Below are 23,265 nucleotides of genomic sequence, written 5' to 3' on the forward strand. Positions count from 1 at the left end.
TTGATGGATTATATAGAAAATTCATGATATCTTTAATTCAAATTAAATAATAATATCCTTCGGGGTCGGGTGAAATTCCCAATCGACGGTGATGAAGAAATTCTAAGCCCGTGAGCTAATTTTTAGCAGGATTTGGTGCGAATCCAAAGCCGACAGTATAGTCTGGATGGGAGAAGGATGTAAAGTATTAAAATAATCATTTTTTAATGGTTTATTTAGTGATGCCATTTTACATTTCCTATCAAAATCCCGATGTTTTTCGGGATTTTTTTTATTTAATTTAACAACTAAATATTTGTTTTATCCTTCGGGGTCGGGTGAAATTCCCAATCGACGGTGATGAAGAGATTCTAAGCCCGTGAGCTAATTTTTAGCAGGATTTGGTGTAAGTCCAAAGCCGACAGTATAGTCTGGATGGGAGAAGGATGTGGCGCTTTTTGAAAAATTGTTTTCAAAAGGTTTATTTGACTATGCCTAAATTAAAACAGGCAAGTTTATTTGATTTCGTAAAAATTAAGTCGTGTATACACAAGCGAAATCTAGCACATATAACAATACTCCCAACTTCTAAGGATTAATTTCTTTAGGAGTTTTTTTTATTAATTAAAAAGAGGTGAGTGAATGAATGTTTACAGGAATAATTGAGGAACAGGGACGAGTAACTGCTATTCAAAAAGATGAAAAAAGTATGCAGCTAACAATTGCTACAAGAAAAATTGTTTCAGATGCAAACTTAGGTGACAGTATTGCAGTAAATGGTGTTTGCCTAACAATAACCCATTTCACGAATGAACAGATGACCGTAGATGTTATGCCTGAAACAGTAAAAGCAACGACTATTCACAGGCTTAAGATAGGTGATGTTGTTAATTTAGAACGAGCAATGAGCGCAAATGGTCGTTTTGGTGGTCATTTTGTTTCTGGTCATGTTGATGGCGTTGGAACTATTCGAAGTAAAAAGCCAGTGTCAAATGCGGTTTACATCGAGATTGAAATACCTAAAGAGTTAGCTGAAAATTGTATAGCTAAGGGCTCTATTACAATTGATGGTACAAGTTTAACCCTATTTAAAGTGAGCGACCAGAGTGTAACGGTATCACTAATTCCTCATACTTATAGTGAAACAATTTTAGGTATGAAGAGTGTAGGAGATCAGGTCAATATCGAAACAGATATGCTAGGAAAGTATGTTATGCATCATTTAAGAAAAACTGAAGATAAATCGAATATAACATTGGATTTTTTACGACAAAACGGTTTTTAAATTAGAGGTGGTGGTACAAATGTTAAATACGATTGAAGAAGCTTTACAGGACTTAAAGGAAGGAAAAAACATCATTGTAGTAGATGATGAAAATCGTGAAAATGAAGGCGATTTAGTTATTTTAGCGGAATTTGCAACTCCTGAAAATATTAACTTCATGGCTACATATGGACGGGGATTAATTTGTACACCTATAACAAGACAGCTTGCAAAAAAGCTCGATCTGAATGCTATGGTGGAAAATAATACGGACAATCACCAAACAGCTTTTACTGTTAGTGTAGACCATATTGAAACAACAACGGGCATTAGTGCATATGAACGTTCCTTCACTATTTTGCAAATAATTAATGATAATGCGAAACCAAGTCATTTTAGAAGACCGGGCCATGTTTTTCCATTAGTTGCTAAGGACAATGGGGTATTGGAAAGAAGAGGACATACAGAGGCTGCTGTAGATTTAGCCCATTTATGTGGTTCTATCCCTGCTGGCGTAATATGCGAAATTATGGGCGATGACGGAACAATGCTACGTTTAGGCGGGCTAAAGGAATTTGCAAAAGTCCATAACTTAAAAATTATTTCAATTGAAGACTTAGTTCGTTACCGCACTAATAATGAAATTACTAAGACATATTAAAGGAGAATGAAAATGGGAAAAATATTTGAAGCACATTTAATAGGTACAGATTTAAAAATTGGAATCGCTGTAGGGCGTTTTAATGAATTTATTACATCAAAATTGTTAGATGGTGCACTTGATGGTCTTAAACGTCATGGAGTAAAGGAAGAAAATATTGATATTGCCTGGGTTCCAGGAGCTTTTGAAGTGCCATTTATTTCTAAACAAATGGTTGGAACAGGTAACTATGACGCAGTAATTGGTCTTGGCACAGTCATTCGTGGTTCCACTACTCACTATGATTATGTATGCAACGAAGCAGCAAAAGGAATTGCAAAAGTTTCACTAGATACAAATGTTCCAGTTATTTTTGGTATTGTCACAACTGAAAATATTGAACAAGCAATTGAACGCGCGGGTACAAAAGCTGGAAATAAAGGCTACGACTCAGCAGTTTCAGCAATCGAAATGGCAAACCTAAATAAAATGTTTAAGTAATTTCAAAAGGGATTTCTCCTAAAACTGAGAAATCCCTTTTGAATTATTCCATTAAATTCTCCATTACTAAGTCATCCAAAGATCCGAATGTGTACCCCTCTTTTTTCGCATCTTCTATGAATTTTGGTAAAGCATCTGCGTTATGTTTTGCTACTGTATGCAACAAAATGACAGCTCCAGGATGTAATTGGGTCATAAGCTCATCATAAGCATATTCCCAGCCCACTGTTGAATCAGCGTGCCAATCTACAAATGCAGTATCCCAGAAAACATGAGTATAGCCATGGTCATTTCCTACTCGGATATCGCGTTCACTGAAAATTCCTTTTGGAGGTCGAACGTAATATGTACGCTCAATTCCAGTTAATTCCTTCAGTTTATCATCGAATTTTTTCCATTCTTTTACTAATTCTTCATCAGATAGTTTGGACATGTCAGGATGTCCATAAGAGTGATTTCCTATTATATGTCCTTCTTTGATCATTCTTTTTACTAAATCAGTAGCACTCGTTAAGTAATGTCCCGTTAAAAAGAAGGTAGCGGGTACTTTTTCTTTTTTTAGCGTGTCTAGAATGCTCTCTGTATAACCATTTTCAAAACCATTGTCGAAAGTTAAGTAAATTGTTTTTTTATTTGGATTGCCTCGATAAAAGGCGCCGTTTTCTTTCAAAATAGTTTCGAATTTTGCCCCAGCATCTGCTGGCATTCCATCTTTTGATTTACTAAAGCCCCAATGATAGGAGTTTGCATTTGCGATTTCTGGTTTTACAAATGAAAATATAAGTGTAGCAACAATTGCACATATGGCAAAGCCAAAAATGTGACGTTTCCACATAATTAATTGCCTCCTTTTGTGTTATGTTGTGCGAAATTATCCGCATTATGCGAATTTATTAATGTTAGTTGGCATAATGCGAAATACTCATCAAAAATGAAATAAAACGTGTATACTAACCAAAGAAGGAGTGATCCTATGCCAGTTATTTCGAAAATAACCCGTCAAAAAAACAATCCAGAGCGCTATAATATTTATTTAGATGAAAAATACGCTTTTGCAGTGGATGAGTCTACATTAATTAAGTTTGGATTAACAAAAGGAAAATTACTCGAACAATTCGATATTGATGAAATTAATTATGAAGATGAAATTGCTAAGGCATTTAATCGAGCGATCCAATATCTAAGCTTTCAAATGCGCAGTGAATATGAAGTTAAGAAAAAACTTCTAGACGCTGGGTTTGGGGAATCTGTAGTGTTGGAAGCTATTCGTAAACTTGAGAAAATTGGATTATTAAATGATGAAACCTACTCAAAAGCATTACTTGAAACTAGAAAAAAAACTGCAAAAAAAGGTCCTCGCGCTATTAAACAAGATTTAATAAAAAAAGGAATTGATAAAGAAACCCAAAAGAAAGTGTTAGACTCCTTTACATATAATGAACAATTGAACATTGCAATGGATTTAGCAGAAAAAACTGTTCGAGCAAACAGCAAAAAAACACCAATGCAAATAAAACAAAAGGTGCAGGATGTATTGCTGCGAAAAGGTTATTCCTATTCAGTATTGAACGAAATACTTGACCAAATTCACATTGAGCGAGAAGATGATGAATGGCAGCAAATGATGGATTCTCAAGGTGAAAAGATTTGGAGAAAATACGTTACCAAATTTACTGGCAATGAACTTCACATGAAAGTAAAACAAGCCCTTTATCAAAAAGGTTTTCCTATAGAAATAATTGAACATTTTATTGAACAAAAGGAGACAGAAAACGATGAATGAAAAAAGTTATGCAGAAATGAGTAACCAAGAACTTCAAGATGAAATTAGAAAGCTTCGAGAAAAGGCACGAAAAGCAGAACAGCTAGGAATTGTTAACGAATACGCTGTTTACGAACGAAAAGCATTAATGGCAGAGGCGTATTTAATTGATCCGAAAACAATCGTAGCTGGTGAAATGTACCGTATTCATGGAGCACCGGGTGAATTTTTTAAAGTGGAATATTTAAAAGGGCGTTTTGCGTGGGGATTCCGTTTAGGTGGAGAACGCTATGAAGAAGCATTACCGATTTCAATCTTAGCACCGATGAAGGAAGGGAAGTAAAATGGCTTCGAATGAAATAATCGATAGTTTAACTCAAATGTTGGCCGACAAAAATCCTAATTTATCTGTAAATAAAGCTCGTACGTGGGTTGAACTACTTTGGTCTGATTTTGAATCTACCTACGCCAAAGCAGGCTATGATTATCGTGGGGCTGAATATACAGAAAGAATCATAAAACAATGGATTGAAAGCTACGGCGATAAAATTCATGAATTTGTTAGTAGAAATCCAAAGTATGCTCACTTTTTAGAAGAAAGTGATGACAATTTACACTAAGGAACAAACTAGCTTTGATGAAGACCAAAACTGTGGTGAAATTTAGATAAAGTTGTGTTCATAATTTAGATGAAGACAAATATCACGGAGACAACAGTGGAAAATGGTATTCATACCGCTGATGAAGACAAAAATTCCGAGAAATAATTAATAAAAAAATGGTCTTCATAATTACCGATGAAGACCATAATTTGCATTCTTAGGCATATTCGATTTGAGCCCACACAGTTTCTACTTAGTCACTCGCTCCGATTTGAAGTTTCCGCTGAAGTTTATCTTCACTGAATATCCAACCAGTATAAGAATTGACAATGTTTAAATCATCATCAATATGTGCTACTGCGACAAATGGATAACGGTCATTACTTCGGTAGCGTAGATCGATTAATCGTACTTCTGTTAAGCCACTCGCCAATTCTGAAATTTCCCATCGATAGATTGGCGAAAAAGAAACAAATGCTTGTAAATTAGTATCTTCCATTGCTTTGTCGACAATTGGAGTTTTTGGAATAGGGTGGATTTCAAACTTATCATAAATATTGATTGTTCTACCATATGCCATTCCTACATAATAATGGGTTTTCGATTTTGCAGCGATCCGCCAATTTAAAAAACGCATTGTTGGAGCAACGATAACAAAATCTTCATCTTGAATTGTATTGTGTACAGCTTTCTTCACTGCAGCTTGTAATGCAAAGCGTACAACATAATAAGCAATAATAATAAGATACATGATTGTAAATGTTCTCACTGGGTCAAAATTAAATACCCAAAGCAAAATTCCAATACAGTGAATACCAAATATTATTGGATCAAAGGTATTTATCACACCAAGAGCTACCCATTTTCTCGAAAACGGCCTAAGTGCTTGGGTCCCATAAGCATTAAAAATATCTACAAATACATGTAAAAATACGGCTAAAAATGTCCAAAGCCATAGATGTAAAACATTAGCTTCTTGGAAAATTATCGCCAAAATAGCAGTAATACCAATTGGCCATAATAGGACAGCTGGTATAGAATGGGTAATACCCCGATGATGTCTTATATAAACTGCATTATTTCTAAGCTTTAATACTGTATCGACGTCAGGTGCTTGTGATCCGAGAAGAGTTCCCGCCATAACTGCTCCGAATGTCATTGAATGATTTGCCACGACAGGATCGACTAAAGCTAAACCACCTAATGCAACGCCCATTACTAAATGTGTTCCTGAATCCAAATTATCAACTCCTTGTAAACCGCATTACGATTAGTTATCTTTACTACTCGTGAATGCACGATAAAAAGCACCATGTCTTTTACTAAGTCAGAAAAGTTCTATGCTGCTACAAGTGTTTTGTAAACTAAAACTTAAAAACGTTCCCACAATTATTGGAGCGTTTGCTGACAAATTAGCGGTTTTTTGGAAATTTTTCATGAATCAATATGATTATATTATACCCTTTTTACAGAAAATAAAATCGAAATCTGTCGGAGGTCCGTGTGAATTATAAATATAAAAAACAATTTCGACAAAATTTAGTTGAATGGTTCCAAAACGAAAAAAGAGATTTACCGTGGAGAAAAACATCGGATCCTTATAAAATATGGGTGTCTGAAGTAATGTTACAACAAACCCGTGTAGACACAGTAATTCCTTATTACAATCGTTTTTTAGAGAAGTACCCAACGTTAGAATCTTTAGCCTTTGCGCCACAAGAAGAGCTTCTAAAAATGTGGGAAGGGCTTGGCTATTATTCCAGAGCTCGTAACTTACAAGCTGGCGTTAAAGAAGTTGTTGAAAAATACAATTCTAAAGTTCCAGATAATCGCCATGACATATCCAAGTTAAAAGGTGTTGGTCCTTATACAGCAGGTGCCGTATTAAGTATTGCCTATAAAAAGGCCGAGCATGCAGTAGATGGGAATGTAATGCGCGTTTTAAGTCGTGTTTTACATATTACAGACGATATCGCGCTACCGAAAACAAGGAAGGTCTTTGAAGAAGCGGTTGAAATGTTAATTGATCACGAACAGCCTGGAGATTTTAACCAGGGATTAATGGATCTTGGCGCTATGATTTGTACACCCACATCACCAAAATGTTTATTATGTCCTGTTCGAGACTACTGTATTGCATTCCATGAAGGGGACGCAGACAAGTTGCCAATTAAAACAAAAAAGACGAACACAAAAAAACAACATTATAACGTTTATGTTGCTATTAATCAGAATAACCAATATCTATTAGAAAAACGTCCAAGTGAAGGATTGCTAGCAGATATGTGGCAATTTCCTATGATTGAAACAAAGGACGATATTAATTCTGAAGAACAATTTTCAACGCTTTACGGGTGTAAAATAGAAAAAGTTCTAGAAAATAATTTACTTAATTTTAAACATATTTTCTCCCACTTAACATGGGAAATGGAATGTTCCTTAGTGAAAGTTGAACAAATAACTAAAGAACCTTGCAACTCTAGATTCTTCTCAAAAGAGGAAATTAAGCAAATACCTATGCCTGTGCCAATGCAGAAGATTTTGAATGTTCTGAATTAATTTATTTCAAAACTTGTCGAATAATCTCGCACATATCAGACCATCATATTTAGCACGGAGGTGATTTGAAATGGCGAGAAGAAATAACAACAACAACAATAACAACAACAACGAATTCCGCAACAACAACAATAACAACAACAATAACCGTGAAGAATTCGCAGTTGACCAAGACTTCCAACAAGCACGTCAACAAAACCAAAACCAAAAACAACAAAACAACCAACGCAATAATAACCGTAACAACAACAATGATAACAACGATCTTTAATTAGATGTTGAAGTCAAAAAAAGTGAATTCACTTTAAGGTATAGACATTTTTTGTCTATACCTTAAATTTTACCTAAAAAAGCTTACATTTATACCCTCTTATAATTATGAATTTAGTTTATTTTTACAGGTATTGTGAAAATATGTTCTTCATGCTACAAGTTTTTGTGAACCATTGCTATAATATACCTAATAGACTGCTACAGGTGAAAGCAATAGACGAAAAGGTGGGCAATACAATGGCAATACCGAGAGAAGGAGAAACGATTCAAATACATAGTTATAAACACAATGGTCGCATCCACCGTGTCTGGCAAGAAACGATGGTTTTAAAAGGTACGAAAAACATATTTATTGGAGCAAATGAACGGACGCTTGTGACAGAATCTGATGGACGGACATGGCTAACAAGAGAACCTTCAATTTGTTATTTTCATGCTGAACATTGGTTTAATATCATTTGTATGTTAAGAGAAGATGGAGTCTATTATTACTGTAATATGAGCTCTCCATTTGTGTTTGATAATAATGCAATCAAGTATATCGACTATGATTTGGATATTAAAGTATTTCCAGATATGTCATATACATTATTAGACGAAGACGAATATGAGCAACATAAAAGAGAAATGGGCTATCCAGAGGTAATTGATAAAATTCTTAAACGAAATGTAAATAAATTAATAAGTTGGATCAAGCAAAAAAGAGGACCCTTTGCACCGGATTTTATTGAGGTTTGGACTAATCGATATTCCTTTCATAAAGAAATGCAATCCAATGAAAAATTTTAAGTCTACTGTCACAGTAGGCTTATTTTAATGTACAAGTAAAGAAAATAGCGTATAGTGTTTTCATGTGTACGTAATTGGGCACCACTAAAATGATACATACTAGTAACACAGCTAAGGAAGTGAATGTAATTTGAGCAGTATGAAACGTTATATGCGATTTGTAAAACCATATAAATGGGAAATAATATTAACGATTATTATAGGGATATTGAAATTTGCTATACCTTTATTTATTCCTATTTTAATAAAAATCGTCATTGATAACATAATAGGCGCCCCAGATTTAACTGATGATGAAAAAATGAGGGCATTATTATATTGGCTAGGTGGAACAGTCATTCTATTCTTTATTATTCGTCCACCAATTGAATATTATCGCCAATACTATGCACAACATGTTGGAAACAAAGTGTTATTTGATATTCGACAGGAACTTTTTGGTCACCTTCAAAAATTAAGCTTAAAATATTATGCAAATACTCGAGCAGGAGAGGTTATTTCCCGTGTAATTAATGATGTAGAACAAACGAAAAACTTCATTATGATTGGCTTAATGAATTTATGGTTAGATGTTGCTACTATCCTAATCGCAATTGGTATCATGTTAGCAATGGATGTGAAGTTGACTATTGTATCTATTATTTCTCTACCATTTTTCGCAATCAGTGTGAAGTACTTCTTTGGTCGACTACGAGATTTAACAAGGAAACGATCTCAAGCATTGGCCCATGTTCAAAGCTATTTGCATGAACGAGTTAGTGGTATTAGTATAATAAAAAGTTTTACATTAGAAAAACATGAGCAAGAAATTTTTGATAAAGAAAATGGCGGCTTTTTAGATGCAGCTCTAGACCATACAAAATGGAATGCAAAATCTTTTGCCGTTGTAAATACAATTACAGATATTGCACCTCTGTTAGTGATAGGTTACGCAGGATTTGAAGTTATCAATGGTAACCTATCTGTTGGGACAATGGCTGCATTTATTGCCTATATTGAACGACTTTATAGCCCTTTACGACGATTGGTGAATTCGTCAACTACATTAACTCAATCAATCGCATCGATGGACCGTATGTTTGAATTAATGGATGAAACTTACGATGTTCAAGACAAGCCGAATGCCACAATGTTACCTTCTGTTGAAGGAAGAGTAGAGTTTGAAAATGTAGAGTTTCAATATGAAAAAGATGGTCAAATGATATTAAAAAATGTAAATTTTAATATTAATCCTGGAGAAACTGCAGCCTTTGTAGGGATGAGTGGTGGTGGGAAATCCACAATTGTCAGCTTAATCCCACGCTTTTATGATGTCACAAATGGGGCAGTGAAAATTGATGGAAAAAACGTTACAGATGTATCAATAAATTCATTGCGTTCACAGATAGGGATTGTACTACAAGACAACATCTTATTTAGCGATTCAGTGAAGCAAAATATTTTAATGGGTAATCCAAATGCTACAGATGAAGAAGTTATAGCAGCAGCAAAAGCGGCAAACGCCCACGAATTTATCATGACGCTACCTGATGGATACGACACAAAGGTAGGAGAACGTGGAGTAAAACTATCGGGTGGACAGAAGCAGCGTGTTGCAATAGCCCGAGTGTTCCTAAAAAATCCTCCTATCTTAGTTTTGGATGAAGCAACATCTGCGCTAGACTTAGAAAGTGAAGCTCTCATTCAAGATTCACTAGATCGTCTAGCAAGCAATCGTACAACAATCATCATTGCCCACAGACTTTCAACGATTACACACGCGGATAAAATCTTTGTCATTGATCATGGAGAATTAGTAGAACAAGGTACCCATGAATCGTTAATGGAAAAACAGGGGGTATACTTTGACCTCTTCCAAATTCAAAAATTAGATTAAAATATTACGACAAATAAATGCCTTGAAAGTCACTGTTCGACTTACTGGGCATTTTTTATTTTGCTCTCTTATAAGCAAGAACTTTGTTATATCAATGTTTCTTAGTGGGTTAAATTGTTAGTGATTTAGATGGATAAAGTGTTAGTGAGATGAATTGATGTCGAAAGGATTTTGGTGAAAACTAACATAACTGAAAATATCTTAGCATAATTAAAATAGATTTCACTTTCTCTTTTTGTTCATTAAATGCTAGATAGTGTTATATTTTGGTAGTTTTTCGAATGAATTTACATAAGGGGGATTGCGATGGGAAAAAGAACTCTATTAGAAGTTAAAGATTTAGAAACTACATTTTTTACAGAAGACGGCGCTATACCAGCAGTTGATCATATTAGTTTTCATATAAATCGAGGTGAAATATTAGCTATTGTAGGGGAATCTGGCTGCGGAAAAAGTGTAACTTCATTGTCTATCATGGGTCTTGTACCTTCACCCCCTGGAAAAATTACATCTGGCCAAATTCTTCTCGATGGTCAAGATTTAACTACCCTCCCGGAAAAGCAAATGAGGAAAGTTCGTGGAAGAGATGTTGCAATGATCTTTCAAGAACCAATGACTTCTTTAAATCCGTTGTACACAATTGGATATCAACTTGTTGAAGCAATTCGCATACACAAAAAAGATTGGAAGAAAAAACAAGCAAAACTTAGAGCTATTGAAATGATGAGGCATGTTGGATTACCTAGAGCAGAGGAATTAATGAATAACTATCCACACCAGTTATCAGGTGGGATGAGACAGAGAGTTATGATTGCTATGGCACTATTATGCAATCCGAAGTTATTGATAGCAGACGAACCAACTACTGCGTTGGATGTAACGATACAAGCACAAATATTAAAGTTAGTGAAAGAGCTTAACGAACAACTGAATACAGCTGTATTACTCATTACACATGATTTAGGGGTTGTTGCTGAAACGTGCGAACGAGTTATCGTGATGTATGCTGGTCAAATTGTTGAAGAAGCTCCTGTACTTGAGATATTTAAAAATCCACAACACCCATATACATTAGGGTTAATCCAATCTGTTCCTGATATGAGATTCAAAAAGACGAGTTTGTATTCAATACCAGGGAATGTTCCGAAGCCGGGATCAATCAATGTTGGGTGTAGATTTGCGACTCGCTGTGAATATGCAACGGACCGCTGTACTTCAGAAAATCCACCACTATATGAAGTGGAATCATCTCAACTGCATCGTTCAAGGTGCTTCTTACAAGAGTCGGGAGGGATTAAGAATGTCCAACGTGTTACTGAAAGTCAATAAGATAAAAAAATATTTCCCTAAAAAAACCGGCTCGTTAAAGAAGAATATGAGTTATGTAAAGGCAGTAGATGATGTTTCGTTTGAAGTTTTTGAAGGAGAAACGCTTGGGATTGTTGGAGAATCTGGCTGTGGAAAGTCTACAACAGGACGAATGATAATGAGATTACTAGAACCAACAGATGGATCCATACTTTTTGAAGATGTAGAGCTTTCTTCACTTTCTAAAACTGAAATGCGCAAAGCAAGGCGAGATATTCAAATGGTATTCCAAGACCCATATGCATCCTTAAATCCTAGACATACAGTGAAAAAGATCCTTGAAGAACCATTAATTGTACATGGCATCGGCGATAAAAAGGAACGACAAACAAGGGTTGAAGAGTATTTAGAAATTGTAGGATTAAGTGCTTACCATGCACAACGTTATCCACATCAGTTTAGTGGCGGTCAACGTCAGAGAATTGGGATAGCTCGAGCATTAATGACAAACCCCAAACTAATCATTGCTGACGAACCAGTTTCTGCACTTGATGTTTCGATACAAGCACAAGTTTTAAATTTGATGAAGAGATTACAAGAAGATTTAAAACTAACTTATATATTTATTGCCCATGATTTAGGCGTGGTTAGACATATTAGTGATCGAGTTGGAGTGATGTACTTAGGTAGATTGGTAGAAATTGCTCCAAGTGAATCTTTATATGCAGAACCACTTCACCCATATTCCCAAGCACTACTTTCTGCGGTTCCAATTCCAGATCCAACTTATCAAAGAGAACAAATTATGTTAACGGGAGACACATCTAGTTCAACAGAAACAGGATGTACATTTCAGCTGCGGTGTCCCTATGCAACTACTGTTTGTAAAATGAATGTTCCAGAATTAGTGGAGGTTAGACCTGGTCACTCTGTTGCGTGCCATCTAGTAGGCGAGCAACAATGACATAGATTAAGAAACATGGGAGGGTAATTATGAGAAAAAACAAACTTTGGTCACTTGGGCTATTTCTACTATTAGCTCTAACAGCAATTCTAGCAGCATGTAGTAGCAATGAAGGCACAACAGAACCTGCAAAAACAACTGAAACATCTGGTGAAGCAACAACAGAAGAAACAAAAGAAGCAGTTCCTCAAGTATTAGTATTTGGTCGTGGTGGCGATTCAGTTTCACTTGACCCAGCAATTGTTACAGATGGTGAATCATTTAAAGTTACAGAAAATATCTTTGAAACATTGCTGAACTTTGGCGAGCAAGATACAACGATACACCCTGGTTTAGCTAAGGAATGGGAAGTTAGTGAAGATGGCTTAACATATACATTCCACCTACAAGAAGGCGTGAAATTCCATGATGGAACTGACTTCAATGCTGAAGCTGTTGTAAAGAATGTGGAGCGTTGGAAAGCAGGAACAGCTGAACAGTTTTATTACTTCAATACAATGTTTAAAGCGGAAGGCAAAGACATTATTAAAACGGTAACGGCTGTTGACGAAAAGACTGTTGTTTTTGAATTATCTCGCCCACAAGCACCGTTCTTAAAAAATATTGCCATGAGCCCATTTGGTATTGCCTCGCCAACAGCATTTGAGGCAGCAGGAGATAAATTTGGTGACAACCCAGTAGGTACTGGTCCATTTGTATTTGTTGAATGGAAACGTAACGACTCTATTACTGTAAAGAAAAATGACAACTATTGGCAAGCAGGCCTTCCAAAATTAGATACAATTATTTTCCGTGCAATTCCAGATAACTCTGCACGTTTAAATGCATTAGTGACAGGAGAAATCGATTTAGCAGATGGAATTAACCCTTCTGATGCTGGAACAATTGAAGGCAATGCAGATTTACAGTTAATCGAACGCCCATCTATGAACGTAGGGTACCTTGGCTTAACTTCTACACGTAAACCTTTTGATAACAAATTAGTTCGTCAAGCTGTAAACTATGCTATTGATAAGCAAGCAATTGTCGATGCATTCTTTGAAGGCCGTGCAGAAGTGGCAGTAAATCCAATGCCTTCTTCAATTTTCGGTTACAATGACGAAATTACTGGATACGAGTACAATCCAGAAAAGGCGAAGGAATTATTGGCTGAAGCTGGCTATGACGGTAAGGAGATTGAACTTTGGGCAATGCCAGTTCCACGCCCTTATATGCCAGATGGTCAAAAGGTTGCAGAAGCAATTCAGAAAAATTTAGCAGACGTTGGAATTCCATCGAAAATTGTTACATTTGAGTGGGCAACGTATTTAGAAAAAGCTAAAAATGGAGAAGCAGATGCATTCTTACTTGGCTGGACTGGTGATAACGGAGATGCGGACAACTTCTTATATGCATTATTAGATAAAGACAATATCGGAAGTAACAACTACTCTTATTACTCAAATGATGCTGTCCATGATTTATTAATTACAGCTCAATCTGATCTTGATGAAGAAAAACGTGAGCAACTATATAAAGAAGCTCAAGTATTAATTCATGAGGATGCTCCGTGGGTACCATTAGTGCACTCGATTCCATTACTAGCTGCGAAAAAAGGTGTAACAGATTATGTACCACACCAAACAGGATCAGAAAGTTTAATCAATGTGTCAATTCAATAAGTAAACGACTTTGATAGAAGGGGAGGTACTTGCCTCTCCTTTATTTTTAAACTTACGGAAATTAGGTAATATCGATGAAGAAAAAAACCACGAGTGAATTCTGTCGAAATGGTCCTCATAATGCCGATGAAGGATAAAATTGCGTGTAATTCTGTTTAAAATGGTCTTCATAAATCTGATGAAGGACAAAACTCAGTGAAAAACTAGTCGAACTGGTCTTCATAAAGCTAATGAAGGACAAAACTCCGTGAAAAACCGGTCGAACTGGTCTTCATAAGGCTGATGAAGGACAAAACTCAGTGAAAAACCGGTCGGAGTGGTCTTCATAAGGCTGATGAAGGACAAAACTCCGTGAAAAACCGGTCGAACTGGTCTTCATAAAGCTGATGAAGGACAAAACTCAGTGAAAAACTAGTCGGAGTGGTCTTCATATCACTAAACGTAATTTTGGTTCATGTTTTTATCAAAAATAAAGTTACCCTAACGGAAGAGGTGAACATATGCTTCACTACATAGGAAAACGAATCCTCCATTTAATTCCTGTGTTATTAGGAATGACGTTTATTGTATTTTTAATTATTCGGGCAATACCAGGGGACCCAGCACAAGTGATTTTAGGACAGCAAGCTACAGCAGAAGCAACGGCAGCACTACGAGAAACGCTGGGACTTAATCAACCATGGTACGTTCAATATTTCGATTATTTAAAAGGATTGTTTACTGGCGATTTAGGTGAGTCATTGCGTACGAGACAACCCATTTCTACTGAGATTTGGCCTTATCTTGCAGCAACAATTGAATTAGCACTATTTGCAATGGTTTTGGCCGTTTTTATTGGTATGAATGCTGGTATAATTTCTGCATGGTTCCAAAACTCCTGGTTTGATTATCTTGCAATGGTGATTGCGTTAATTGGTGTATCTATGCCAATCTTCTGGCTCGGTTTAATGGAACAATGGGCGTTTAGTATTAATCTAGGATGGTTGCCAACTTCAGGAAGGGAAGAAGTTCGTGATCCTATTACTGCAATCACACATTTCTATTTAATTGATACGTTACTTCAAGGTAGGTTTGATCAGTTCCTAATAACTGTAAAGCACTTAGTTTTACCTGGACTAGCGCTTGCCACTATACCAATGGCAATTATCGCAAGAATGACTCGCTCGTCTATGCTTGAGGTTATGCGGTCAGATTACATTCGAACTGCGCGGGCGAAGGGGCAAAAAATGGCGGTTGTCATTTATAAGCACGCACTAAAAAATGCACTGATTCCTATTTTGACTGTTATCGGTCTACAAACTGGTTTACTACTTGGAGGGGCAATATTAACTGAAACAATATTTAGTTGGCCGGGAATTGGTCGTTATATTTATGAAGCAATTGGTTATCGGGATTATACCGTCATCCAATCAGGGATACTAATTATTGCCTTTATGTTCGTCATGATTAATTTAATAGTTGATATTTTATATACAGTAATAGATAAGAGAATTAAATATAACTAGAAGGGGGCGAAAAATAGAGATGGTTTCAAATTCAGTGGAAATGAAAACAGTAGAAGAAAAGGCAGTTGGACCGTGGAAAGTAGCATGGCAAAGCTTTAAAAAAAGTAAAGCAGCTCTTGTCGGAACAGCAATCGTTCTATTTTTTATCCTTTTAGCTCTATTTGGTCCTCTTGTTGCACCGCAAGATATAAATGACCAAAATTTAAGTGTTCGTCTACTTCCTCCATCTGGTGAATATTGGTTTGGTACCGACGATTTTGGAAGGGATATTTTCTCCCGTATTGTTCATGGTGCTAGAATTTCATTAGCTGTAGGCTTCCTATCTGTTGTAATGTCAGCCGTCGTAGGTAGTTTTCTAGGCATTATTGCAGGATATTATGGCCGTATGTTAGATACAATCATATCTCGTATTTTTGATATCATGCTAGCATTTCCAAGTATATTGCTAGCAATTGCCATTGTCTCAATTTTAGGGCCATCTTTACAAAATGCCTTAATTGCAATCGCGATTATCAATATACCGAATTTCGGCCGTTTAATACGTTCCAAAGTATTAAGTGTAAAGGAAGAAGAATATATTGTTGCGGCTAGAGCAATCGGCATGAAAGATTCGCGAATATTATTAAGACATATTTTGCCGAATTCCTTTTCACCAGTGATTGTGCAGGGAACATTAGCGATAGCTACTGCAATTATTGAAGCAGCTGCTTTAAGTTTCTTGGGGCTAGGCGCAGTTGCACCACAACCGGAATGGGGCAAAATGTTATCAGATGCGCGAGTACACTTAATGACAGCTCCATGGACCATGATTTTTCCTGGACTCGCTATTATGCTAACGGTTCTCGGGTTTAATTTAATGGGTGATGGATTACGAGATGCTTTAGATCCAAAGATGAAAAATTAAGAAAAGGGTGAGCCAATTCACTAATGGCTCACCCTTATTTTAATAAAATCCTTCTTCTAAATCAGAGTTTTTTTCATTACCGTGGTAACTACGATAAGATACAATTAGCGTATCCAAGTGTTGTAAATTTTCTTCGTAATCTAAAAGTCTTGAGAAAATGTAAAACAAGTGATAGCTTGAAAATTCTTCTTCACTTTCACGGTCTTGCTCATAAGCAATTTGTTGTATTAATTGGTCCATGACTTCTGCATGTTTATTATCTTCTTCATCCACCCACTTGGAATGCTCAGGCTTTAGTTTACCAGTGAATTTTAATAACAGTTGTTCATGGAAAGTAAGGAGAAAATCTAATCTCTCCTGAACCATTGTCTTAAAGTGAGTAGGTAAGTTTGCAATTTCATTCTCATGCTTGTGTAAACGATGAAGTAATTCTAAGCTTTTCTTAGTGGTTGTAATCATTTGACGATAAATAACTAGTTTTCTTGCTTGGACATATCGTTTTTTCTTTGTATAGTGACGTTCTTCTTTATAAAAGTCATACATATTTCCAACTTCAGTAAGTCGACTATCAAATTTTGATAGCGCAATTTTAGTTGATGTATGTTCCGATGCTTGTCTTGCGGCGAGTCTGGTCCAACGAATAATATCGTCTTGTAGCGAATCAATCATTTTAAAAAGTTTAATCTCATATTTTGGCGGAATAAACACTAGATTCACGATAAATGCTGCAAAAACCCCGACCATTACCGTCACAAAACGAATAACCCCAAACTCTAAAAAGTCGTTCCCTTCATATACCATGATGGCAACAACGGTAACAAGAGCAAGTGACATCGAACTATCCAAGTTGAATTTTCGCATTAAGGCAATTACAATGATTGCTGCGATTCCAATTGCTACGATATGATGACCAAACGATAAACCGAAAATGACAGCTATAGTTGCACCGATAAAATTCCCTTGTATTTGCTCAACAATAGATAAGTAGGACCTATAAATCGATGGTTGAATGGCAAATATTGCTGCAATACCAGCAAAAACAGGTGAAGGTAAGTTAAATATTTCTGCAAGAAAAAGCGCAAAGACAATTGCAACCCCTGTTTTTAAAACGCGGGCACCTACTTGCATTAAAAGTTCGCCCTCTCTTTCAAATTCAATTATTAGAAATTAAAACTTTACCCAATTATATCGACTTAGTCAACGTCAATTTTTATACTAACTTTGAGAAAGCATAATCAACTGCAGCAATCGTTTCGACAATATCTTCTTCTTTATGTTCTGTCGTTAAGAACCAAGCTTCGTATTTAGAAGGTGCTAAATTAACCCCTTTTTCTAACATCAATTTAAAGAAGCGACCGAACATTTCACCATCTGAATTCTCAGCTTGCTCATAGTTTTCTACTTTTTCATTCGTAAAGTAAACTGTGAGCGCCCCTTTTAAACGGTTCACTGTAATCGTAACCCCGTGTTTTTCAGCAGCTTCTAAAATACCCTTTTCTAAAATCCCGCCTAAGCGATCCATTTCCTCATAAACGCCCGGTTGTTTTAAGACTTCTAGGCATGCAATTCCTGCTAACATAGACGCCGGATTTCCTGCCATTGTTCCTGCTTGATATGCAGGGCCTAATGGAGCAACTGTTTCCATAATTTCTTTACGTCCACCATAAGCCCCAATTGGTAAGCCACCACCAATGATTTTACCCATTGCAGTTAAGTCGGGTGTTAAACCTAGTAAATCTTGTGCAGCGCCATAGTGGAATCGGAATGCGGTAATTACTTCATCGTGAATTGTAAGCGCGCCTTTTTCTTTTGCTACCGCATGAACGTATTCCAGGAAGCCTGGGTTTGGTTGAACAATTCCAAAGTTCCCTACGATTGGTTCGATTAAAATGGCAGCAACTTCATCCCCCCATTTATCGATAGCTAATTGGAATTGTTCTTTATTATTGAAAGGAACAGTAATAACTTCCGTTGCTACAGCGACCGGAACCCCTGCTGAATCAGGTGAACCAAGTGTTGCTGGGCCAGAACCCGCTGCTACTAATACTTGGTCAAAATGTCCGTGGTAACAGCCGGCAAATTTAATAATTTTTGTACGTCCTGTATAAGCGCGGGCTACACGTACAGTTGTCATAACTGCTTCAGTACCAGAGTTTGTGAAACGTACTTTATCTAATGAAGGAATCGCCTCTTTTAGCATTTTTGCAAATTTTACTTCATGTTCTGTCGGTGTTCCAAACAGTACGCCTGTTTCCGCTGCATGAGCAATCGCTTTTGCAATATGAGGATGACCAAAGCCCGTGATGATTGGTCCGTAAGCTGCTAAATAATCAATGTAACGATTTCCGTCCACATCCCAAAAATAAGGTCCTTTTCCTTTTGCCATCACAACCGGAGCGCCGCCGCCAACCGCTTTATAAGACCGTGATGGACTATTCACCCCACCTACGATATGTTCGAGTGCTTCGTTATATACTTCTTGTGATTTTGTATGATTCATTTGTATCCTCCTAAACTTATTCACATCTATTGTAGTCCTATTCTTCCATGAACGCCAAAGAATTGAAACTCATTCTTCGGTTATGTAGGATAATGAAAAAGGGAGGAATTAAAATGACATTAGAAAATACAAAAGCACCAGATTTTACTTTATTAAATGAAAAGGAAGAACAGATAAGTTTAAGTAACTATCGTGGGAAAAAAGTTGTCCTTTATTTCTATCCAAAAGATATGACACCGGGTTGTACGACGGAAGCTTGTGATTTTCGCGACCAACATGAAGAATTCTCTGGATTAAATGCTGTAATACTGGGAGTTAGTGGAGACACTGCTGCAAAACATACAAAGTTTATCGAGAAATATGGCCTGCCATTTTCGTTATTGGTGGATGAAGACCATAGTGTGGCAGAAAAATATGGCGTATGGGTACTAAAGAAAATGTATGGGAAAGAATTCATGGGTATTGAACGTTCGACTTTTTTAATTAACGAAGAAGGAATCGTTGAAAAAGAATGGCGCAAAGTGAAAGTAAAAAATCATATTGAAGAGGTATTGTCGTATTTACGTGAAGGAGAAAAAGCATAATGCTAGTTTATTTTACATTCGATTCACGACCAGATTTACAACAACAGTTACTAGATCAGTTTCCTCAAGTAACATTCGTTTTTCATAATGAGATTGATAATAATGTGTTAGCGCAAGCGGATGTTATCGTTACATATGGTGAAGATTTAACAGAAGACCATATTGATATCGCACAAAATCTAAAATGGATTTTTGTCGCATCTGCAGGTGTAGAAATGATGCCCCACGAAAAAATTGCCGAGCGTAATATTTTAGTTTCAAATGTGCGCGGTATTCATAAGAAACCTATGGCAGAATCCGTTTTAGCGCATATTTTATCTTTAAAAAGGTCTTTACCATATATTTATAATAATCAACGGAACCGAGTTTGGAATAAAAGAGGCGGTAACCCAAGTGAACTAAATGGCAATACGGCATTAATTATTGGTCCTGGTGCAATTGGGGCAGAACTGGGTCGAATCTTACAAGCGTTCGAGGTTTATACGATAGGCTGTAATCGAAGTGGCGAACCTGCTCCTTATATGAACGAAACATATCGGATTAGTGACTTAAAAAATCATTTATCAAAAGCGGATATTGTGATCTCTATATTGCCAAGTACACCAGAAACAAAGCATTTATTACAGTATGAGCATTTTCAGTTAATGAAAGAAAGTGCTATCTTCATGAACTTTGGCCGTGGAGATTTAGTAGAGACCGATTTATTAATACGAGTTCTTGAAGAAAAATTAATTGGTCATGCTGTGTTGGACGTTTTTGAGGTAGAACCACTCCCATCGAATAGTAAGCTGTGGGATCTAGACAATATAACGATATCTCCTCATTGCTCAAGTCACTCAATCAGATATTTAGAACGAAGCTTTGAGATTTTTGTCCCAAGTTTAGCTAAATGGCTAAGAGGAGAAACAGATTTAGTGAATAAGATGGACATTTTACGGGGGTATTGAGAATATATTAGAATGATTATAAATCAATATTTTATAAAAAATATCGATTTTTTATGAATATTTAATGGAAATGAACGTAAAGTAACATTGTAAAGTAAGGAAATGTTGACTAGGACAAATATATTCGTTAAACTATTTATAACTATTATAAAGTAAGAATTTTTATGAAAAGAGGTGCATGGCGATGTCTGAACTGCATTTAAAAGATGCGCTAGACACGTTAAAGACAACAGGTGTAAGAATTACTCCGCAGCGTCATGCTATTTTGGAATATTTAATCGAATCAATGACTCATCCGACTGCTGATGAAATATACAAAGCATTAGAAGGAAAGTTCCCTAACATGAGTGTTGCAACGGTTTACAATAACTTACGTGTATTCCGTGAAGCTGGCCTTGTAAAAGAACTAACTTATGGTGATGCGGCAAGCAGATTTGATTTTGTAACGAATGATCATTACCATATGATCTGTCAAGGCTGTGGTAAGATTGTCGATTTCCATTATCCAGGTTTAAATGAAGTGGAGCAATTTGCATCACATGTAACTGGCTTCAAAGTACATTCACATCGCCTTGAAGTGTATGGTACATGCCAAGAATGTCTTGAAAGTGCTGGAAAACAAGTATTATAAACAAGAATCCTAGTGGTATTATACTGCTAGGTTTTTTATTTGCAATTTAGTGTGCACAAAAAAAGGCCAACTTTCTTAGAAGTGACCTTTTTCATCATTATTATTTTTTTTGATTATTGTATGATTCATCAAACTCTTTACCTTCTAGCGTTGGATCGAGAGTTAAAGGCTCATTACAATACATGCACATATCAACTCGACCTAAAACTTTTGTATGTTTTCCACAACTTGGACAAACAACTTGAACTGCACGAGTAGAGAGTAACCCAATCCATCCATATACAACGGTACTTCCAATAATACAAAGTAAGCCTATTGTCATAAAGATTAAAACTAAAATTTGATGTTCGCGGAAGAAAATTGCCCCATACATGATTACAAACCCAATGAAAATTAATGAAAGAGCAAACGAACGAATTTTATTTATTTTGTTTGAATATTTCTTCTTTGCCATGTCTGTGCCTCCCAATCTAAAGTCTACTATAACATAGAAACTTTTAATTTGCGGATAGATTGTATAAACAAAATGAAATTCGTAATCAGACATTAATATAGACAGAAGTAGGCCTGTAATGTAAAGCAAAAAAGTATCATTCCTTAGAAGGAAACTCGCTATTAATGTCGAAATTAATTATTGAATCGTAAGTTAGGAGGATTATTATGGAGCACATTTTGCGACCGATTTATCAAGAACGTGCAAGTCAAGCCGAAACATTAGGTGTTATCCTTGTTACGAAATGTGAAGACACAAAAAGTATTACCGATACATTCGATACAGTTCTACTTATAGTAGTAAAAGAAGCTGAAAACCCGATTTTTACGAAGCACTATTTACATGAAAATCAAAAAATGGCCATGCACGTAGTTACAGAAACTGTTCTAAATAAATGGCTCTATATTGGCTCGAATAGACGTGTCGTTGATTGGATTTTCCATGGAAAAGTTATTTTTGACCGAAATGAATACTTACATAATTTAAGAGTAAAGCTACAAGAGTTCCCGTTCTTTGGACGCAAAATAAAAACAGGTATTCAATTCTCTAAACTCATTCGTCGCTATTTTGAGGGGAAAGAATTTTTTAACAATGGGAATTATTTAGATTCATATAACCATGTAGTGGATTCACTTCATCACCTTGCCCGATTATCTGTAATTGATAATGGTCTTTATCCTGAAGTAACAGTTTGGTCGCAAGTAAAAAAAATTGAACCTGCCATTTATAAACTTTACGAAGAACTAGTCATGAGTTCCGAAAGTCTTGAAAAGAGATTAGAACTTCTATTTTTAGCGATTGAATTTCTTATCAATTCAAGAACTCATGATGGAGCGCAACATATCGTCGAGACAATGCTTTCAAAAGAAACGTGGACAATACAAGAACTACATAATCATCCTGAACTAACATACTACTCAATTGATTTAGAAGTGTTTGTTGAATATTTAATTGATAAAGGTTATATACTTGTTGATCCAACTGTCGCAAAAAGTGAAATGGTATTCCATCGCCATTATTGTGTAGATAAAGATTTTGCAGAAAAGGAATACAGCCTAAGTATTGATGAATGAACTTTTTCGAGTTGGAGAGATTCAGCTCGGAAAATTTTTTTATGGAATAGTGTTGACATTTTAGATTTTAATATTGTATTATTATCAACGTCGCTGCTGTAAGGTAGCAATGGAAATATTGAATTAAAGTTTTTATTTTAAAAATATGTTGACATAAGTTTTATAAAGTGTTAACTTAGAGAAGTCGCTGAAATTAAGTGATGAAAAACTTGTTGACAACGCAATTAAGTTTGCGTTAATATAAAACAGTTGCTTTTTAAAAGAAGTAATTAAGTAATGAACTTTGAAAACTGAACAACAAAACGTTAATGATTATATTTTCTCATTAATTTGAGAAGAAATTTTGACATCAATTTTTGATGCCAGCAAATTTGAGCTTTATCAAATTCTTTTATGGAGAGTTTGATCCTGGCTCAGGACGAACGCTGGCGGCGTGCCTAATACATGCAA

General features: G+C 35.9%; 24 protein-coding genes, 1 rRNA gene and 2 riboswitches. Of the genes, 20 read left to right on the forward strand and 5 right to left on the reverse strand.

Features of this window, described 5'->3' with window-relative positions:
- Nucleotides 1-51: 51 nt before the first annotated feature.
- A riboswitch (FMN riboswitch) is annotated at nt 52-182 on the forward strand.
- A gap of 117 nt (nt 183-299) precedes the next feature.
- Nucleotides 300-430, forward strand: a riboswitch (FMN riboswitch).
- A 195-nt stretch (nt 431-625) separates the two neighbouring features.
- From ribE to ribH, 3 genes are read left to right on the forward strand one after another with little or no spacing between them, the layout of a single operon-like run.
- A complete protein-coding gene (gene ribE / locus CRO00_RS05470; RefSeq protein WP_097072659.1) occupies nt 626-1,264 on the forward strand; it encodes a riboflavin synthase in 639 nt (212 codons plus the stop codon).
- 19 nt (nt 1,265-1,283) lie between these two features.
- Nucleotides 1,284-1,904, forward strand: coding sequence for a 3,4-dihydroxy-2-butanone-4-phosphate synthase (gene ribB / locus CRO00_RS05475; RefSeq protein ID WP_097072660.1), 621 nt, complete (start codon nt 1,284-1,286; stop codon nt 1,902-1,904).
- A 12-nt stretch (nt 1,905-1,916) separates the two neighbouring features.
- Nucleotides 1,917-2,384, forward strand: coding sequence for a 6,7-dimethyl-8-ribityllumazine synthase (ribH, locus tag CRO00_RS05480; RefSeq protein ID WP_097072661.1), 468 nt, complete (start codon nt 1,917-1,919; stop codon nt 2,382-2,384).
- Nucleotides 2,385-2,427: 43 nt separating this feature from the next.
- On the opposite strand, the gene CRO00_RS05485 is transcribed toward ribH, so the two are convergent.
- Entirely contained in the window at nt 2,428-3,219 is a 792-nt protein-coding gene (locus tag CRO00_RS05485) for a polysaccharide deacetylase family protein (RefSeq protein ID WP_097072662.1), read from the reverse strand.
- Between the two features lie 138 nt (nt 3,220-3,357).
- Here CRO00_RS05485 and recX point away from each other — a divergent pair, with 138 nt between their 5' ends.
- Genes recX through CRO00_RS05500 form a run of 3 tightly spaced genes read left to right on the forward strand, consistent with a single transcriptional unit; the run spans nt 3,358 to nt 4,766 of the window.
- The gene (gene recX / locus CRO00_RS05490) at nt 3,358-4,167 is read left to right on the forward strand and encodes a recombination regulator RecX (protein ID WP_097072663.1); all 810 of its coding nucleotides are present in this window, start codon (nt 3,358-3,360) and stop codon (nt 4,165-4,167) included.
- The gene (locus tag CRO00_RS05495) at nt 4,160-4,489 is read left to right on the forward strand and encodes a YfhH family protein (protein WP_097072664.1); all 330 of its coding nucleotides are present in this window, start codon (nt 4,160-4,162) and stop codon (nt 4,487-4,489) included. Before recX ends, CRO00_RS05495 begins: the two co-directional genes overlap by 8 nt.
- 1 nt (nt 4,490) lies before the next feature.
- Nucleotides 4,491-4,766, forward strand: a complete 276-nt coding sequence (locus tag CRO00_RS05500; protein WP_097072665.1) for a YfhJ family protein — start codon at nt 4,491-4,493, stop codon at nt 4,764-4,766.
- Nucleotides 4,767-5,001: 235 nt separating this feature from the next.
- Here the strand turns inward: CRO00_RS05500 and CRO00_RS05505 are convergent, their stop codons facing one another.
- The gene (locus tag CRO00_RS05505) at nt 5,002-5,988 is read right to left on the reverse strand and encodes a metal-dependent hydrolase (protein ID WP_097072666.1); all 987 of its coding nucleotides are present in this window, start codon (nt 5,986-5,988) and stop codon (nt 5,002-5,004) included.
- A gap of 263 nt (nt 5,989-6,251) precedes the next feature.
- On the opposite strand from CRO00_RS05505, the gene mutY reads away from it, so the two are divergent.
- From mutY to CRO00_RS05550, 9 genes are all read left to right on the forward strand, one after another.
- A complete protein-coding gene (gene mutY / locus CRO00_RS05510; protein WP_097072667.1) occupies nt 6,252-7,307 on the forward strand; it encodes an A/G-specific adenine glycosylase in 1,056 nt (351 codons plus the stop codon).
- A 70-nt stretch (nt 7,308-7,377) separates the two neighbouring features.
- On the forward strand, nt 7,378-7,578 hold the full coding sequence (locus CRO00_RS05515) for a hypothetical protein (RefSeq protein WP_097072668.1): 201 nt from the start codon (nt 7,378-7,380) through the stop codon (nt 7,576-7,578).
- Between the two features lie 239 nt (nt 7,579-7,817).
- Complete coding sequence (gene ntdP / locus CRO00_RS05520) at nt 7,818-8,369, forward strand: nucleoside tri-diphosphate phosphatase (protein ID WP_097072669.1); 552 nt, start codon at nt 7,818-7,820, stop codon at nt 8,367-8,369.
- A gap of 130 nt (nt 8,370-8,499) precedes the next feature.
- Nucleotides 8,500-10,245, forward strand: coding sequence for an ABC transporter ATP-binding protein (locus CRO00_RS05525; protein WP_097072670.1), 1,746 nt, complete (start codon nt 8,500-8,502; stop codon nt 10,243-10,245).
- A gap of 306 nt (nt 10,246-10,551) precedes the next feature.
- Nucleotides 10,552-11,574, forward strand: coding sequence for an ABC transporter ATP-binding protein (locus CRO00_RS05530; RefSeq protein WP_097072671.1), 1,023 nt, complete (start codon nt 10,552-10,554; stop codon nt 11,572-11,574).
- On the forward strand, nt 11,546-12,517 hold the full coding sequence (locus CRO00_RS05535) for an ABC transporter ATP-binding protein (RefSeq protein ID WP_097072672.1): 972 nt from the start codon (nt 11,546-11,548) through the stop codon (nt 12,515-12,517). The genes CRO00_RS05530 and CRO00_RS05535 overlap by 29 nt, the downstream gene beginning before the upstream one ends.
- 29 nt (nt 12,518-12,546) lie before the next feature.
- Nucleotides 12,547-14,178 (forward strand): ABC transporter substrate-binding protein, encoded by a 1,632-nt coding sequence (locus CRO00_RS05540; protein ID WP_097072673.1) that lies wholly within the window; start codon nt 12,547-12,549, stop codon nt 14,176-14,178.
- Nucleotides 14,179-14,678: 500 nt separating this feature from the next.
- On the forward strand, nt 14,679-15,683 hold the full coding sequence (locus CRO00_RS05545) for an ABC transporter permease (protein ID WP_097072674.1): 1,005 nt from the start codon (nt 14,679-14,681) through the stop codon (nt 15,681-15,683).
- A 19-nt stretch (nt 15,684-15,702) separates the two neighbouring features.
- A complete protein-coding gene (locus CRO00_RS05550) occupies nt 15,703-16,587 on the forward strand; it encodes an ABC transporter permease (protein ID WP_097072675.1) in 885 nt (294 codons plus the stop codon).
- A 39-nt stretch (nt 16,588-16,626) separates the two neighbouring features.
- On the opposite strand, the gene CRO00_RS05555 is transcribed toward CRO00_RS05550, so the two are convergent.
- Nucleotides 16,627-17,715: an FUSC family protein gene (locus CRO00_RS05555; RefSeq protein ID WP_097072676.1), complete on the reverse strand. Its 1,089-nt coding sequence runs from the start codon at nt 17,713-17,715 to the stop codon at nt 16,627-16,629.
- 82 nt (nt 17,716-17,797) lie between these two features.
- Entirely contained in the window at nt 17,798-19,087 is a 1,290-nt protein-coding gene (locus CRO00_RS05560; protein WP_097072677.1) for a glutamate-1-semialdehyde 2,1-aminomutase, read from the reverse strand.
- Between the two features lie 113 nt (nt 19,088-19,200).
- Between CRO00_RS05560 and bcp the strand changes: the two genes are divergently transcribed.
- The 3 genes from bcp to perR all read left to right on the forward strand — a co-directional run bounded on the left by bcp (nt 19,201) and on the right by perR (nt 21,249).
- On the forward strand, nt 19,201-19,671 hold the full coding sequence (gene bcp, locus CRO00_RS05565) for a thioredoxin-dependent thiol peroxidase (RefSeq protein ID WP_097072678.1): 471 nt from the start codon (nt 19,201-19,203) through the stop codon (nt 19,669-19,671).
- Complete coding sequence (locus CRO00_RS05570) at nt 19,671-20,618, forward strand: D-2-hydroxyacid dehydrogenase (protein ID WP_202615625.1); 948 nt, start codon at nt 19,671-19,673, stop codon at nt 20,616-20,618. Before bcp ends, CRO00_RS05570 begins: the two co-directional genes overlap by 1 nt.
- Nucleotides 20,619-20,802: 184 nt before the next feature.
- A complete protein-coding gene (gene perR / locus CRO00_RS05575) occupies nt 20,803-21,249 on the forward strand; it encodes a peroxide-responsive transcriptional repressor PerR (RefSeq protein ID WP_097072680.1) in 447 nt (148 codons plus the stop codon).
- A 100-nt stretch (nt 21,250-21,349) separates the two neighbouring features.
- Here the strand turns inward: perR and CRO00_RS05580 are convergent, their stop codons facing one another.
- Entirely contained in the window at nt 21,350-21,703 is a 354-nt protein-coding gene (locus CRO00_RS05580; protein ID WP_097072681.1) for a YgzB family protein, read from the reverse strand.
- A 206-nt stretch (nt 21,704-21,909) separates the two neighbouring features.
- Here CRO00_RS05580 and CRO00_RS05585 point away from each other — a divergent pair, with 206 nt between their 5' ends.
- Together CRO00_RS05585 and CRO00_RS05590 are read left to right on the forward strand one after the other, a co-directional pair.
- Nucleotides 21,910-22,815, forward strand: a complete 906-nt coding sequence (locus CRO00_RS05585) for a nucleotidyltransferase-like protein (RefSeq protein WP_097072682.1) — start codon at nt 21,910-21,912, stop codon at nt 22,813-22,815.
- Nucleotides 22,816-23,205: 390 nt separating this feature from the next.
- Nucleotides 23,206-23,265, forward strand: a 16S ribosomal RNA gene (locus CRO00_RS05590); the annotation flags it as partial.

The sequence above is a fragment of the Ureibacillus xyleni genome (assembly GCF_900217795.1).
GTDB lineage: Bacteria > Bacillota > Bacilli > Bacillales_A > Planococcaceae > Ureibacillus > Ureibacillus xyleni.